This is a genomic window from Paenibacillus sp. JGP012, from assembly GCF_014203995.1.
Classification (GTDB): Bacteria; Bacillota; Bacilli; order Paenibacillales; family Paenibacillaceae; genus Paenibacillus; species Paenibacillus silvae.
On the sequence record NZ_JACHKG010000014.1, the window covers coordinates 45,713 to 61,347 of the forward strand.

12 protein-coding genes are annotated in these 15,635 nt (G+C 49.1%); 8 read left to right on the forward strand and 4 right to left on the reverse strand.

Translation table 11 applies throughout. The features are described from left to right. Positions 1–71 precede the first annotated feature (71 nt). The 3 genes from HNR77_RS17395 to HNR77_RS17405 all read left to right on the forward strand — a co-directional run bounded on the left by HNR77_RS17395 (position 72) and on the right by HNR77_RS17405 (position 2,598). Positions 72–941, forward strand: coding sequence for a carbohydrate ABC transporter permease (locus HNR77_RS17395; RefSeq protein ID WP_145405812.1), 870 nt, complete (start codon positions 72–74; stop codon positions 939–941). Between the two features lie 14 nt (positions 942–955). Continuing rightward, on the forward strand, positions 956–1,834 hold the full coding sequence (locus HNR77_RS17400) for a carbohydrate ABC transporter permease (protein ID WP_221443892.1): 879 nt from the start codon (positions 956–958) through the stop codon (positions 1,832–1,834). Between the two features lie 149 nt (positions 1,835–1,983). Further along, positions 1,984–2,598 (forward strand): polysaccharide deacetylase family protein, encoded by a 615-nt coding sequence (locus HNR77_RS17405; RefSeq protein WP_184186961.1) that lies wholly within the window; start codon positions 1,984–1,986, stop codon positions 2,596–2,598. Between the two features lie 120 nt (positions 2,599–2,718). Here HNR77_RS17405 and HNR77_RS17410 read toward each other — a convergent pair whose 3' ends face one another. The 3 genes from HNR77_RS17410 to HNR77_RS17420 form a co-directional block, all read right to left on the reverse strand. Continuing rightward, positions 2,719–3,351, reverse strand: coding sequence for a nitroreductase family protein (locus tag HNR77_RS17410; RefSeq protein WP_260410618.1), 633 nt, complete (start codon positions 3,349–3,351; stop codon positions 2,719–2,721). Between the two features lie 48 nt (positions 3,352–3,399). Beyond that, positions 3,400–4,422, reverse strand: coding sequence for an ABC transporter substrate-binding protein (locus tag HNR77_RS17415; protein WP_184186964.1), 1,023 nt, complete (start codon positions 4,420–4,422; stop codon positions 3,400–3,402). Positions 4,423–4,582: 160 nt separating this feature from the next. Further along, a complete protein-coding gene (locus HNR77_RS17420) occupies positions 4,583–6,298 on the reverse strand; it encodes a helix-turn-helix domain-containing protein (protein ID WP_184186967.1) in 1,716 nt (571 codons plus the stop codon). A gap of 467 nt (positions 6,299–6,765) precedes the next feature. Between HNR77_RS17420 and HNR77_RS30665 the strand changes: the two genes are divergently transcribed. The 5 genes from HNR77_RS30665 to HNR77_RS17445 all read left to right on the forward strand — a co-directional run bounded on the left by HNR77_RS30665 (position 6,766) and on the right by HNR77_RS17445 (position 12,233). Next, positions 6,766–7,404, forward strand: a complete 639-nt coding sequence (locus HNR77_RS30665) for a methyl-accepting chemotaxis protein (protein ID WP_311768644.1) — start codon at positions 6,766–6,768, stop codon at positions 7,402–7,404. Between the two features lie 175 nt (positions 7,405–7,579). Beyond that, positions 7,580–8,839, forward strand: a complete 1,260-nt coding sequence (locus HNR77_RS17430; RefSeq protein WP_184186970.1) for a mechanosensitive ion channel family protein — start codon at positions 7,580–7,582, stop codon at positions 8,837–8,839. Positions 8,840–9,020: 181 nt separating this feature from the next. Then, a complete protein-coding gene (locus HNR77_RS17435; protein ID WP_184186973.1) occupies positions 9,021–11,024 on the forward strand; it encodes an AraC family transcriptional regulator in 2,004 nt (667 codons plus the stop codon). 148 nt (positions 11,025–11,172) lie between these two features. Beyond that, entirely contained in the window at positions 11,173–12,024 is an 852-nt protein-coding gene (locus tag HNR77_RS17440; RefSeq protein WP_184186976.1) for an aldo/keto reductase, read from the forward strand. A 29-nt stretch (positions 12,025–12,053) separates the two neighbouring features. Next, the gene (locus HNR77_RS17445) at positions 12,054–12,233 is read left to right on the forward strand and encodes a hypothetical protein (RefSeq protein ID WP_184186979.1); all 180 of its coding nucleotides are present in this window, start codon (positions 12,054–12,056) and stop codon (positions 12,231–12,233) included. A gap of 82 nt (positions 12,234–12,315) precedes the next feature. On the opposite strand, the gene HNR77_RS17450 is transcribed toward HNR77_RS17445, so the two are convergent. Further along, positions 12,316–15,603 (reverse strand): alpha-mannosidase, encoded by a 3,288-nt coding sequence (locus tag HNR77_RS17450; RefSeq protein ID WP_260410619.1) that lies wholly within the window; start codon positions 15,601–15,603, stop codon positions 12,316–12,318. Between the last annotated feature and the right edge of the window lie 32 nt (positions 15,604–15,635).

Consider the following 15,635-nt stretch of genomic DNA (forward strand, 5'->3'; position numbering starts at 1 on the left):
ACAAACAAAATAAAGCCCAAACGAGGCGTGGTCCGGATGTTCCCGGTCACGCCTTTGAGAGGAGAAGAGTGATGAACGCTGTATTTTCCAATAAAGGCACGATTGCCGTCTTTGTCCTGCCCACACTGATTCTGTTCTGCGGCATTGTGCTGATTCCGATTTTCATCTCCAGCTATTACAGTCTGCTCGATTGGAACGGGGTAGGAAAGGGCACATTTATCGGGCTGGACAACTATGTAGAGATGTTCAAGGATACCCGGGTGCTCAACTCGATCAAAAATTCACTGCTCTTTGCAGGTGCCTCTGTATTCATTCAATTGCCTATATCGCTGGTACTGGCGCTGATTCTGGCCTCCAACGTGAAGGGGGAAGGCTTTTACCGGACGGTATATTTCATTCCTGTACTGATCTCCACGGTGGTCATTGCCCAGCTATGGTCCAAAATCTACAATGCGGATTACGGGCTGCTGAACGTCCTGCTGCAGAACATCGGTCTATCCAGCTGGGCGCAGGATTGGCTCGGACAGAAGCACACGGCCTTGACAGCTTCGTTTATCCCTACACTGTGGCAGTACATGGGATATCATATGCTGCTTATGTATGCGGGAGCCAAATCTGTATCTCAGGATGTGCTTGAGGCAGCCCGTATGGACGGTGCTTCCCGTATACGTGTGGCCTGGTCCATTATGATCCCGCTGATGAAGCCGATTCTCAAGGTGTGTCTGGTATTTTCGGTGATAGGAGCATTCAAAGTGTTTGACCTGATCTATGTCCTGACAGGCGGCGGTCCATTCTACAGCACAGAGGTGCCAAGCACGCTGATGTACAGCACGATTTTTGACATGTTCCGGTACGGATACGGCAGTGCGATTTCAGTTTTTATCATTGTGGAATGTCTGGTGTGCACCATTCTCATTAATTCATTGTTCAAGACAGAGTAGAGGAGGGAAGACGTATGAGTACCCTTAATGTGATGCTGCAAAAAAAGCCCCGGCCTCAGCGCTCCATCACCGGAGCCATCGGCAAAGTGCTGCTGCAGGCGTGTCTGATGCTGATCGCCTTCATTCAGATATATCCGCTGATCTGGCTGGCGCTGTTTTCCCTGAAGGATAACAGTGAAATTTTCAGCGGGGATGTCGTGGGACTTCCCAAAGCTTTTCTGTGGAGTAATTATAGCAGGGCCCTGTCTGACGGGCATGTACTGAACTATTTTATGAATAGTGTGCTGGTTACGGTGGTATCCATTGTTCTCGTGCTGATTCTGTCCTCGATGACGGGATATGCGATTACAAGAATGAACTGGAAGCTGAGCGGGCTGACAATGACGCTGATTTTGCTGGGCATGATGGTGCCGATTCATGCGGCGCTGCTGCCGCTGTTTATTATTTTGAAAAACCTGAGTCTGCTCAACAGCTATTGGGCCCTCATTATCCCCTATGTAGCCTTCGGTATTCCGATGGCAGTGTTCATTCTGGGCAGTTTTTTCAAAGGCATTCCGAGAGAGATGGAAGAGTCTGCGGTTATGGATGGGTGCGGCATATACCGCACGTTTTTCTCTATTATTCTTCCGCTCGTAACCCCGGCAATCTCCACGGTAGCGATTTTTACGTTTTTGTCGTGCTGGAATGAGCTGATGTTTGCAGTTACGTTTATTAACAATACCGCTTATCAGACGCTGACGGTGGGCATGATGTCCATGGTCGGAACGTACATTACGCAGTGGGGCATCATCGGAGCAGGTCTGATGATTACAACGGTGCCAACGGTGGTAATCTACCTGCTGCTGAATAAACAGGTGCAGAAGAGCATGATTGCAGGTGCAATCAAAGGGTAGCTCTAAGGCTCTAAGTTGCCTCCAATGTTCTCTCATCGGCGTGTTTGTGTACACATGTTCAACTTTTTATGGACTAGACCCGGGCTTCGGGCCATGAAATAATAAGGTAGAGTGAATCTGAGCAGTCAGAGAGAGGGGAACGAGGTTATATGGTAAAGCAGTCGATCATCGAGCAGGTAACGGTGCAGGAAAAGGTTGTAGCTTTTACATTTGATGATGGTCCGCACCCGGTATACACCCCGCAAGTGCTGGACATTTTCCGCCGCGCTGGCGGTCATGCGACATTTTTTATGATTGGCGAGGAGATGGAGGCACATTCGGACATTGCGGCAGAGGTGCACCGTGAAGGGCATGAGATTGCCAATCATACCTATACCCATCCGAACCTGACCGAGCTTACGCTGGAAGAGGCCGGGGAGGAGCTGCGGCGGGCAGAACAGCTGGTTCAGAAGGTCACGGGCGGGTCTGCCCGGAGCTTCAGGCCGCCTTATTTTGGCGTAAATGATGATATTCTGGCTCTGGCTGCGGAGCGTGGATATCGCACAATTGGGGCAGCGAACGGCGCCGCCAGGGATTGGGACAATCCCGGAACCCAGCATATTGTGGAGCATAGCCGCTCGGCAGTGAAGCCTGGCAGTGTGCTGATTTTCCATGACGGATATGGCGACCGCTCTCAGACTGTTGAGGCTGTGCGTGTGCTGGTGGAGGAACTGACGGCAGACGGGTATCGTTTGGTTACAGTGAGTGAACTGTTAGATATGTAATGCGTTGAAGTGAATATGCAGGTACGAAAATATAGCAAAAATACTCCCCACAGAAACGGACAGGTCATTGCAAACATGATAACTGTACCGTTCATGGGGAGTATTTAATTTAGAATGGGCCTACCTGCTCGTGGTTCTATTCCCGGTTACCGTGATATCAGCAGACTGTACGGTGTCCACCAACGTCAATAACTCTGATACCGGTGTACGTGGTCTGGCGCGGCGAACCTTCGACGGATCGAAATATCCCATATGCAGTGTCCCAACCACCTTCTGGCCTGGCTTTACACCCGCCGCTTCCCGGAATGCGGGATTCCAGTTGTAGTCATTCGTTTTCCAGACAACGCCGATGCCTCGTTCCCAGGCTAACAGCTGCAAATTTTGAATGAGAGCACTTGCCGCTGACAGAGCTTCTTCCCATTCCTTCCAACGGGGCTCCTCGTCAATCAGCACCAGCAGGTGCACCGGGACCTCGGAGCAGTAGGCCTGCTCAACTCGTTCGCCGTACTGCTCACGCTTGTCCGCTGTATATGTAGCAAGCACTGCATCCGAGAAACGCTTGCGTCCTTCTCCAACAAACATGAGGAACCGCCAGGGCTCCTTGCGCGAGTGAAAGGGTGCCCATACAGCGGCATCCAGCAGCTCCATAATGAGCGGTACAGGTACGTCTTCGCCTGTAAAATGATTTACGGTACGCCGTTCGCGGATCGTTTTTTCAATAATCTGATAGGTTTCTTCCATCCTCTGCTCCATGCTCGATTCCCTCCTGATTATGCATATCTTCAGTACACACAATTACGATCATTTGACGAGTGCTTGCAGCACATCATCCACCTTTTTGTTGTAAGCGAGCGGCCCGAAGGTCATCCAATGATCCATGCTTACCTCGTAGGTCTGATTCTTTTTCACGGCGGGGAGGGATTTCCAGATGCTGCTGTTAATCAACTCCTGTGCCAGCTCTTTGCCGCCTTCATCGTAAGTAATGAACAGATGATCTGCTGTAATCTCCGGGATGATTTCCTTAGAGATGACAGCCATGCTGGTGTCTTCACCCCAAGCCAGATCTTTAGCTATCTGTGGTGGATTTAATCCCAGATCGGTATAGAGGACATTGCCGACATATCCCCCTGGTCCGCCATAAAGCCGGATTTCCTTATTGCTGCGAACACGGACAAAACCGACCGTTTCATCTCCGATGGCGGCTTTAAGTTTGGCCTTGGCATCCTTCACCTTGCTGTCATAGCTCTGGAGCACCTTCTCTGCTTCGGCCTGCTTACCCGTTAGCTCACCGATGGTCCGTAAGGCTTCTCGCCACTGATCTGGAGCATCTGCTCCGAAAACGTAAGTAGGTGCAATGCTGGAAAACTTGTCGTAATTCCCGTCATTCGCATAATTAGGGAAGGCAAGCAGGATCAGATCGGGTCTGGCAGCGAGCATCGCCTCGTAATCGATGGCGCTGGTATCCACTTTAGGCAAATCCCCGATGGATGACTGCAAGTATTTCAACGAGAACGAGCCTATAACGGTCTGTGTCACCGGTTTGATTCCCAGAGCTACAAGGTAATCTTCCAGATATAAACCCGCAATCCGCTGGGGGTGGGCAGGTACTTCAATACTTCCAAAGTCATGTTTGAACGTGTTCACCTGAGCTCCGTCCTGCTGTGCGGTTGTTGTTGATGCTTGGTTGTCGCCGGATGCCTCTGCTGTTTGGTCTGAACGGCTATCCTGAGTGGAACTTGCCGGATTCGTGCTCCCACAAGCGGTTAGAACAGCGAATACTAAAACGATGAAGCACACCAGCAAGTGGTCACGTAGGTTCCTCATGTTGTATCCTCCTATATGATAAAGATTATCATTCTCATACGGATTCTAACATGGGCTCTGGCAAATCGACCATACAGAATTGTTCGATTTCATTTATGAGATTGTGCGTTTCATCCGTGGACAGCCTCGCTTCACTGTTGCCGAATCGCGCTTATAGAGCTTATTTTCTGCGGCTCCGTATGGAGTCCAGCACCTGCTGGATTTTTCGTTCATGTCCGAGCATACCAAAGGTCATCCAGATATCGGTTGTACCCATGTACACCTGATTGTTTCGAACTGCGCCGAGTTCAGTCCAATAAGGACTTTGAAACAGCAGCTGTGCCTGTTCAGTCTGAGCATCGTCCACAATAACCAGCAGATGGTCTGCTTCAAGCTGGCTTAGACTCTCGGGTCTGAGCGGAATGACCGCACCTGCAGGGTGGCGAGACCATTCCTGAAGCAGCGGTGGCATTTTCAGGCCTAAATCCTCGTATAACACAGAGCCGGTGTAGCTTTCAGGCCCACCATACAAGCATAATCCTTCTCTGAAATGAAACCGAAGCAAAGCCACAGATTCATCTCCGATCATGCCTGCGAGTTCCTGCTTGGCCCTGTGTGCCTGCTCATCGTATTGTTGAACAGCTTGCTGAGCCTGCTCCTCCCGGTGCACCAGACCTGCGATGCTCATTAATGTTGATCGCCAATCCAACCCGGCTTGCTGGAATACATACGTAGGGGCAATCGCCGCGAACTGCTCGTATCGCGCATCTGCTGCAAAGTCGGGAAATCCGAGCAGGATCAGATCAGGACGCAAGCTTCGCAGCGAGCCAAAGTCGATGCGGCTGACATCCAGCTTCTGCACACCATCCAGAGCGCTCGACAAGTATCTCTGATAGTATCCGGAGCGTGAATACTGCACGATCGGCTGGATGCCCAGTACAGTTAAATGATCTTCCAGAAAGACACCGACAATCCGCTCAGGCGGTCGGTTTTCGGCTGCTGCCGGAGAAATGGAAGCACGCAGATGAGTAGTATACAGCAGGGAGCTGGCGATGCTTCGTTCTTGATTACGCTGTACATATGCCGTCGGTGGCAGGCCCACCACCTGTTTAAAGCGTGAGCTGAAATAATATGGCGTACTGAAGCCGACAGATTGAGCAATCTCGCGTATAGGTTTATCGGAGGTGACCAGCATTTGTTTTGCATGCTTGATTCGAATCTCGGCAAGCCTGTCCATCGGGCTTGTACCCGTTTCTTTGCGAAATAAAGATGAATAATAACCAGGGCTCATATCAGCGATCTGTGCAAGCTGCTCCCGGGTCAGCTCCTGATCGTACTGCTGCTCCATATAGAGAATAGAGCGCTGAATGGCCGGGTTGATGTCTGGAGCCGAGGTTTCCAACCAGTCTGCCTGTTCCCACACATGATCCAGCAGCTCCATGAAGAGCCGTTGCCTCTGAAACTCCTGCCGTTCATCAGACTGTCCACGTCTTGCATATAATTGATCTATCATTTGGCCGATCTGTGGCGGTTCGTACCAGCAGATTTCTCCTTCGTACGGAAATCTTGCGGGTACACGCCTGATCTGTCCTTTTGCATGGTAAGCTTCGATGATGCGTATCCCGTCAAAGACGAGTTCATACCCTTGCAGAGGCGCTTCTTCTTCCTCCATAGAGAGATGATATGCCGTTTCCGGCGAGAGCAAAAAGCAGCTTCCCGAACGCACGGGACATGGCGGCTTGTCCTTCCATTGGAGCCATCCCTGCCCTGAAGCAATATAGATCAACTTGTGGCTGTCGAAGCGAGGCGTGTTTCCCTCCTGCCCGGACAGCTGTCTTATATGTAGAAGCGCAAAGGTCAGAGATGACGGGCCATGCGATGTATATGAATTCATCATGATGGGATTCCATTCCTTTCATATCGTTGACGAGTCAATTTCATCGTCTATCGTCCATCGTTTAAAGCCATTATAGAAACTTGCAGGCAAGGAATCAAACGTAAAGATACAAAAATCACGATGTGGTGAAGGAACAGACCTGGAGAAGTAAAGTGGAAGTTTCCACCGGGTTGTATCGGTTATTCTTGTTTTTGGTTTTTCAGTGTATGATATAATGGCTTAAAACTATAGAAACGGAAGGACTAAAGTAGAATTGATATTACATTGGCAGAGAGGGAGATTTCAGGGTGCATAACATCGAATCACTTGAAGTTGCGATGGCAATGATCCCAATGTTTAAAGCTGCAGTTCCGGCCGAATTATCGATCGCGATTTGTGATACAGAGAGGTTTTTAGCGTATTGGCCTGGTGAGAACATCGACTTGTGTATACAAGTTGGTCAGCCGTTGCATACAGAGGAGCCTTTAATGCAAGCAATTCGAAACAACGTAGCTCTGCGGGCAGAGGTCCCCTCTGGGTTTTACGGATTCGAGTTTATAGGGACAGCTACACCACTACACGATACAAACGGAAAAGTCATCGGTGGTATTGCGATTCAGGTCAGAAAGCAGACTGAACTAATATCCATTTCCAATCAAATTTCAATTTCACTATCTCAAGCCAATCTTCAGCTTTCGCAAGTAACGGAAAGCTCGATTGGATTGGCAGGGACTGCTCAGGATCTTCGTGATCTGGCCTATCAGACAGTAGAACAGGTGAATAAAACGGACAAGGTGTTAGCTATCGTCAGACGAGTAGCGGATCAAACGAATTTACTGGGCATAAATGCGGCGATTGAAGCAGCTCATGCTGGCGAGCATGGGAGAGGATTCGGTGTTGTAGCCAACGAGATACGGAAGTTGTCCAATGAATCAGTCCACTCCACGAATACAATTCAACATACGTTGAAAACATTTGAAGCAGCAATGGATGATATGCGTGATTCGATTGAACATATAACGTCTATTGTGGATCAGCAAGCCATGTCAACTAAACAGGTTCTAACCTACATCGAAGAAATCCATCGAATGTCGGAGCAGCTTAATCAATTTGCCAAAAAATTATGAATAACTCTCCCTTGTTCATAAACATAAATTAATTATCATAACCCCCAAAAAAGCAACCTGTCTGGTTGCTTTTTTGTGTATAGTTCATTATTTAAATATAATAGATGAAATTTTACTTCATGCTCGAAACTGTCTTATAATAATTAGTTAATATACATTGCGTTGGGAGGAAACTATGGAATTTATCCGAAAACAACTAGAAGAGTTGGGCATAAGCGAACCCGCCATTGGATATGTTGCGAGTGTCATAATGATCATATTTATCGCGCTAGTCTCGATGATTGCCAACTATATCGCCAAACGACTTGTATTGAAGACCGTGCATCGGATCGTGAGCCACAATCGGTTTAAATGGGGACACATCGTTGTTCAGAAACAGCTATTCCAGAGGCTGTCCCATCTTGTACCGGCTGTTATTATCTATTACACTGCGTATATTTTCCCGGCCTATCAGGCTTTGATTGAAAAAGCGGCAATGACCTACATGATTGTGATCATGATAACGGTGCTGAATGCACTGCTTAATGTGTTTGACGATATTTATCGTACCTACGAAGTCTCCAAAATTCGCCCGATTAAGAGCTACATTCAGGTAGCCAAAATTGTCCTGTTTATCATCGGCGGCATCATCGTCATCTCCAGTCTGATTGGACAGAATCCGTTAATTATTCTTAGTGGACTTGGTGCGTTATCGGCGGTGCTGATGCTGATCTTCAAGGATTCCATTCTAGGTCTCGTTGCGGGTGTGCAGCTGTCGTCCAATGATATGGTACGTGTTGGCGACTGGATTGAGATGCCCAAGTACAACGCCGATGGCGATGTAATCGACATTACCCTTAATACGGTGAAGGTCATGAATTTTGACAAGACGATTACAATGATTCCTAGCTATGCGCTCATTTCGGACTCGTTCCGCAATTGGCGAGGTATGCAGCTGTCAGGCGGAAGAAGAATCAAGCGAAGTATTTTTATTGATATTAGCAGTATCCGTTTTTGCAATGAAGAGATGGTGGCCGATTTTGAGAAAATTCACTATTTAACGGAGTACATCACATCCAAATTAAAGGAAATTGAAGCCTATAACACAGAACACCAGGTGAACAGGGAAAGTAATGTCAACGGCAGACAGCTCACCAACATCGGTGTGTTCCGTGAATATATCCATCAGTATCTGAGACATCATCCGAAGATCAATAAGGACATGACCATGATTGTGAGACAGCTGGCCCCTGAAGATCGCGGACTGCCTCTCGAAATCTATGCATTCAGTAACGATACCAACTGGGGTGTGTACGAGAATGTACAGGCAGATATTTTTGACCATATCTTTGCGGTGGCACCAACGTTTGGGCTGCGGGCCTTCCAGAATCCAACGGGTCATGACATTGTGCAGCTCAAGGAGACCAGGGAAAAGGAATATGTTCGCGAATACTAACGTCTTGTCTTCAAGCTCCCTTACCTAAGATGTTTTTAAATTTCAGATTGATAGAAAGCCATGACCCTCCCCGGTTGATGGCTTTTTGTCTGTGATATAATAGGCGTATTTAAGGGACGCAGGATAAGAAAAAGAAGCAGTACGGGTCATGAGGGAAGGATATAGGCAGGGGGAAGATTTAATGGAGTTGTTAGTGGATTGGAACGCCCATATCGAGCAATGGAGCCGTGCGGCTGTTCGTCTGCAAAGTATCCGGGCCTATCGTGAGCAGGGGCAGGGTAAAGGTGAGGTTGTGGGGGAACAGTTCGATTCGCAGCCCGGGTTCGAGTCCGGGTCGGAGCCGGAGTCCACATTGGATGCACATATCGGCTGTTTCTTCGTTCTTACGCGAGGAGAGGTCAGGATCAGGATGGCAGATGAGGTGTATCATTGCCGCTCACCGTATATTTTGCATGGGGGTGAGGGTACAGGGCTGAGCTTTGAAGCACCCGATCAGACTCATACATGGACTGGTTATCTCGTAGTATATAAGGTGGTACCAGCATCTTCAAAGGATCGGGAAAGTCTGGCACAATCGTATAGTTTTGCTCCCGCTGCACTATTGCCGATTCAGGAGAAATGTGAAGCCATGGAGCGTTTGCTGCAAGCCAATGATTCGCTGGACAAGCTGCAGGCCCAGTCCTATTTAATGCCCTTCGTGCACGAGATTCTCAGACAAAGAAAACAGCTGCTCACTCAGACCGGGAACACTCGCACCAACATGGTTTCTCAAGCGATTCAATATATACAGGTACACTATAGTGAACCGATTACTGCGGAGAAGCTGGCGAGCAGGTATCATTGCAGCACCAGTTATTTATCTCGTTTATTCCGAAGTCAGATCGGTCTTGGGCCGATCGAGTATTTGATCCATGTACGTGTGCACCGCGCCAAGCAGCTGCTTCTCAAGTCAGGTTCCAAAATTCAGGACATTGCAAGTCAGGTGGGTTATGCAGATGTCTATTATTTCAGTCGGTTGTTTAAAAAATATACCGGGCATTCCCCGCTTCGATATCGCGCAGAGCATCAGCAGAAAATGAACACTCGGGTTCAGAATAATCCATTGCGTGCGTTAGAATCGTCTATTGTCTCCAACTCCTTACCTTCTCATAATGAGAATGAATCTTATTATCAGTGGAGTTGGGAAGGGGATACATCCATGTTTCGATTTTCAAGACCAGCCTTTGGAGCCATGATGGTACTGTACACATCATTGATTCTGAGTGCTTGTCAGGCAAGCACAACTACGGGGGGAACTGCTGCTCAGCAGCCCGTCAGCTCTGCGGCTTCAGCGACTGTATCAGACAGTGCAGCTGTAGAAACGCGGACATATACACACCTGAAGGGCAAGTCAGACATTCCCGTGCATCCGCAGCGTGTTGTCAGCCTCTTTCATCTGGGGGAGCCTATAGCACTTGGCGTGAAGCCAGTGGGCACAACGACATATGTTATGGATAATCCGCATATCAGTGACAAGACCGGGATTACTGATGTTGGAGTTCCGCCGGATGCAGAGAAGATTCTGGCGCTGGAGCCTGATCTCATTGTCACGACACCAACCTTTGCCGAGCTTGTGGAAGGCGGTTATGAAGCGTTGAACCGGATTGCCCCGACAATTGTTGTCGAGCAAACAAATGATCCGATCCAGGATGTGGAGATGTTCGGTGATATTCTCGGGAAGCAGGAAGAGGCGAAGGAGTGGATTGAGCAATTCGAGACCAAGATTGCAACCTACAAGGAGAAAATCAAACCTTATGTCAAAGAGGGTGAGACCTTCACAATCCTGAATGTACGTCCAGATGCACTGATGGTATACGGGGATACCAACATGGGAGGCAATATTTTATACAAATACCTTGGTCTGAAGCCAGCTGCGAAAGTGGATTCGGATGTCATCCATGGCGATACGTGGGAAATCTCGAGCGAGGTCATTCCCGAATATATCGGTGATCGTTTGTTCCTGGCGGTAAACAAGGGAGCAGAGGAGAAGGTCAAGGATGTGCAGAAGCTTATCGATGCCTCACCAGCAGGGAAATCGGGGCATGTGTACTCCATTGATTTTGATGAATTCCTGCCAAGTGACGCTATTGCGGTAGAAAACCAGCTGGACATCATCACAAACATATTAATGGGGAAAGCTCAGTAATTCTGTTTTCCCAAAGCGTTATTCGGGCTGGAGCGTAGTTTGCATTGATTCAGGCTTGTGTGCAGGGGTAGAATAACGAGAGAGCGGTTCGACTTTTCCATTTTATTCAGGAAGAAGGATACTACCTTATACAAAGGAGAGTTCTCGAATGAATCATATCCCGGAGTACACATTAAATGATGGCTTGAAAGTCCCTGCAATTGGATTTGGCACGTACAGTCTGAAAGGGGAGGCTGGCGTTCAATCCATTGCATCTGCAATGGAAGCAGGGTATCGCTTGATTGATACAGCTTATAACTATGAAAATGAGGCGACCGTTGGCAGAGCAATCAAGAACAGCTCTATTACGAGAGACGAGCTGTTGATTACCTCCAAGCTGCCTGGACGATATCATGCCTATGATAAAGCGTTGGTCGCAATTCAGGAGTCTTTGTACAGAGCCGATCTGGACTATTACGATCTGTATCTGATTCACTGGCCGAATCCCAAGCAGGATAAGTATGTTGAAGCATGGCAGGCCTTGATCGAAGCGAAAAAACGCGGATACATCCGCTCCATCGGTGTCAGCAACTTCATGCCGGAGCATAATGAACGGCTGATTCAGGAGACGGGCGTGGCGCCGAGCCTGAACCAGATCGAGCTGCATCCGTTCTTCGATCAGGCGAATCAGCGGCAGCAGGATGCGAAGCATGGCATTGTCAACGAGTCATGGAGTCCGATTGGACGGGGTAATGATGCGGTGCAGGATATTTTGCAGCATGAGCACATTCTTCGGATCGCAGAGACACATCGCAAAACGCCAACTCAGATTATTCTGCGCTGGCATGTGCAGCTCGGCTCCATTCCTATTCCCAAAGCAGGCTCGTTGCAGCATCAGCAGGAGAATATTGAACTTTTTGATTTCGAGCTGAGTGCAGAAGAGATGCAGATTTTGGCCTCGTTTAACCGAGCGGATGGACGGTTGTGGAATCAGGACCCGAGGGATTACGAGGAATTTTGATAAGCTGTTGCGGGAGAGGACGATGAGCATTGGCGGCGAATTGGTGGCTTGCATTAATCATTATGGTTGTGGTTAACGGCATTACAGCCTGGAGTCTATGGACAGGCGAGCGAATCAGCCCGAGAGCGAGAAAATGGTTTTTTGCTGTGACTAATGTGATCGGATTAGGTCTGGCCATCTCTCAATTTTTCTGGATGGATTTTAGCTAAAATAAAGAAGGGTTGCCTCCGTGTCGGAATGACAGGAAGCAGCCCTTTTCTAGTTGTTGCAGTAGTTGGTACGGTTACTGATTCAGTTGTTTACCCGGGGAATGCGGAACGTTAAAATCTCATATGGCTTGATGTCAAAAGTAATACGTGCATTCTCTACGTGGAACTCCGCTTCGATATTCTCCATTAGATCACATGCGTACGCTGTTGAAGCTGCTTCCTCAGGCAATTGCAAGGAGGCACGGCTGCGGCGGCCATGGGCTTCATATACACGGATGATCGTGTCATCGTTGTCCTCGGCTTTTTTAATAACCTCGAGCACCACATTTTCCTGATCTACGGAAGCAAGCGACCATGTACCCGGCAGCGTACCGCTTTGTGAACCTATTTCCAGGCCGACCAGCGGACGGTTCAGATCATAAGCGGCCTGGATGACACGTCCCTCACGGAAATCGCCCTGATGCGGATAGAGCGAGTAGGTGAATACATGCTGCTCTTTATCGGCATTTTCGTTCGGATACGTTGCGCTTTTGATCAGGGACAGACGCATCACCGAATTGTGAATGTCATATCCGTATTTGCAGTCGTTAAGCAGGGCAGCACCGTATCCGCTCTCAGCGAGATCCGCCCACTTCTGACCACATACCTCAAACCGCGCCTGATCCCAGCTGGTGTTGCGGTGTGTAGCGCGTTCCACATTGCCATACTGAATTTCATAGACGGCTTTTTCACTCCAGATATCGAGCGGGAATGCAACTTTGAGCAGCAGGTGCTCCTGTTTCCAGTCTACAAAGGAACGGAAATCAATTCGCCGTGTGTGTGCATAGAAAATGATCGTCTGCTCAACGACAGAGTCCAGAAACTGTCTCTTCACTTGAAGCACGGAACGAACCGGCCCGTTTTCGAGCCATTCCATCGAATGCAGGTCGTTGATCTCCCACATATGCTGTTCGTAATAATCGTCAATATTCCATGCCTCATACTCGGCAGGACGATCCTCGAATACTTGCAGCACGTTGCCGCGCTCACCGGCTTGAAGCAGTTCACGGCCCTCCAGTTTGTCCCATACCGATACGAATTCGGCACTGTCATTCAGGCGAATATCGTACCAAGGGGTTTCGATGGAGCGCTTTTCGGACTGCCACTGGGCAACGGATACCCCTGCGATGCCAAGTTCAGCGGCGGTATCCGGTATGATGCGGAACGTTTTATACCCGGCAGCTGGCACGTTCTCAGCGAGGAACACAAGGCCGCCTTCCTGCGTGAGCTGGCTTGGTACAGGTTGATCACCATCATAGACCGTTACTTTTTTCGCCAATGAAGGCAGCTCCACCACATCGGTCCGGACAAAGCCGGTTGTGTTAAACACAACAATCCCTTCACCGTCTGACGTAATCCGGCTTACGATTCCGTTCAGGGCGCTGTCCTTCAGCTCGTCCGTGACGCGCAGCACCTCTTCATACTGCTCCTGCGAATCGACGTAAACCTGCTCGATCGAGCTGCCCGGCAAAATATCATGGAACTGGTTCAGCATCGTCAGCTTCCAGGCATGCTCCAAAGCATCGGTTGGATATGCTGCCTGTGCATCTGCCTGACGTTGAATCATGGAGAACAGCTCTGCGTCTGCCAGCGCAAATTCACTGTGGCGGTTGTAGCGTTTGTTGCGAGCCATGGACGTGTACGTACCGCGATGGTACTCCAGATAGAGCTCCCCTGACCAGCGCGGAACGGAACGGACTCCGTCCAGATTCTGTTCCAGCTTCTCGAAAAATTCACGTACAAAGGTGCGCTTCACCGCCGGTACGCCGGGCAGTCCTTTTTCAAGCCGTCTGCCGTGTTCCAGCATTTCTTCCGTTGGCCCGCCGCCGCCGTCTCCAAATCCGAAGCACTGCAGCACATCGGTGTTGATATTTTTGTTCTGATATCGCTGCCAAGTGCCCTTCACTTGTGAAGCATTAAAACGGCCGTTGTATGTTGTTTCGAAACGGTGCTTGCCGAATTCCGGATGGGGAATATAGTCTTTGGCCGTAATGAAATGCGTCAGTACCTCGGAGCCGTCAATACCTCTCCAGTACATCGTGTCGTTAGGAATCTGGTTTGTATCATTCCAGGCAATTTTGGTCGTCATAAAATATTCGATTCCGCTCTTGCGCATAATCTGCGGCATCGCTGCACTGTATCCGAATACATCGGGCAGCCAGAGCACACGGTTCTCTACGCCGAATTCTTCTTTGAAGAAACGTTTGCCATAGATAATCTGACGGATCATCGATTCGCCCGAGATCAGATTGCAATCCGCCTCCAGCCACATCGAACCTTCTGCTTCCCAGCGGCCCTCGGCAACTTTTTCTTTAATTTTCTCATATAACGAAGGAAAGTCGGCTTTCAGGTATGCATAGAGCTGCGGCTGTGAGGACATGAACGTATATTCAGGGAACTTGTCCATCAGATAGAGCACACTCGCGAAGCTGCGAATGACCTTCTCCCGTGTCTGATCGAGCGTCCACAACCAGGCCACGTCGATATGGGTATGTCCGATACAGTGAACGGTCGGGATATGATCAGCCGCAGGGCGAGTTTCGCCATAGACATGGTTTTGCAAATACTCGCGAGCTTCCAGCACGGATGCATGGAAGGCGGCGCTGTTTTCCTGACGTAAATCGAGCAGATTCACCGCTTTGTTCAGTTGTTCAATCAGCCTCAGGCGCTCCAGATCATCCTCGCGCAGCAGGTCTGCAGCATCCAGTGCAGCCTTGATGTCATAATACAGATCGGAGACGGCCTGATGATGCTCGGCAATATAGACGTTCAGGAAAACATCTGCAGCGGATGTGCTGCAATAGGCATACAGCGCCAGCTCGAACTCTTCGCCTTTGACAGCGGCAGGAGTCAGGTCAATTTCAGTATGGTTCACATCCAGGCCGCAGATCAGCTCACCATTCAGGAACGCCAGAAACTGCGGATTATCATAGTTCCAGATGTCGGTCGCACCGGTAACGATAGCACATACGACCTTCTTTCCTTCCAGATGATCAGGAATACGGATGCGTGTTTTGAAGCAGCTGTGTACATCCTTACCGCCCCACCCGTCACCCTTGCGGAATACGTTCCACGAAGAAGGGTCTTCATGTACGAGGTCCCACGAGTGGTAACCACTCTCTTTATGATAAAGCTCTGGTATATACGTTTTGGAAGTCAGGCGTGCACTTTCCAAATGTTTAACAATCGTATGGATTCGAGTGGACAAGGAGTTAGCTTTCATATTGGTTTCCCCACCTTGAGATTTAGTAAGTAGACTGTAAGCCTGGCTGTAACGGTTAGCTGTGTAAAAAAGAATAATGTTGAAAACGCTGACATTCAGCTTCATCATATCAAACCCCCACTGCTCCAAACTACGTAATG

What these genes read in the sequence shown, in the direction of transcription:
- HNR77_RS30665 (WP_311768644.1), top strand. Translation starts at nt 6,766, where the DNA reads ATGCAAGCAATTCGAAACAACGTAGCTCTGCGGGCAGAGGTCCCCTCT.
- HNR77_RS17420 (WP_184186967.1), bottom strand. Translation starts at nt 6,298, where the DNA reads ATGATGAATTCATATACATCGCATGGCCCGTCATCTCTGACCTTTGCG.
- HNR77_RS17400 (WP_221443892.1), top strand. Translation starts at nt 956, where the DNA reads ATGAGTACCCTTAATGTGATGCTGCAAAAAAAGCCCCGGCCTCAGCGC.
- HNR77_RS17430 (WP_184186970.1), top strand. Translation starts at nt 7,580, where the DNA reads ATGGAATTTATCCGAAAACAACTAGAAGAGTTGGGCATAAGCGAACCC.
- HNR77_RS17410 (WP_260410618.1), bottom strand. Translation starts at nt 3,351, where the DNA reads ATGGAGCAGAGGATGGAAGAAACCTATCAGATTATTGAAAAAACGATC.
- HNR77_RS17415 (WP_184186964.1), bottom strand. Translation starts at nt 4,422, where the DNA reads ATGAGGAACCTACGTGACCACTTGCTGGTGTGCTTCATCGTTTTAGTA.
- HNR77_RS17435 (WP_184186973.1), top strand. Translation starts at nt 9,021, where the DNA reads ATGGAGTTGTTAGTGGATTGGAACGCCCATATCGAGCAATGGAGCCGT.
- HNR77_RS17450 (WP_260410619.1), bottom strand. Translation starts at nt 15,603, where the DNA reads ATGATGAAGCTGAATGTCAGCGTTTTCAACATTATTCTTTTTTACACA.
- HNR77_RS17405 (WP_184186961.1), top strand. Translation starts at nt 1,984, where the DNA reads ATGGTAAAGCAGTCGATCATCGAGCAGGTAACGGTGCAGGAAAAGGTT.
- HNR77_RS17440 (WP_184186976.1), top strand. Translation starts at nt 11,173, where the DNA reads ATGAATCATATCCCGGAGTACACATTAAATGATGGCTTGAAAGTCCCT.
- HNR77_RS17395 (WP_145405812.1), top strand. Translation starts at nt 72, where the DNA reads ATGAACGCTGTATTTTCCAATAAAGGCACGATTGCCGTCTTTGTCCTG.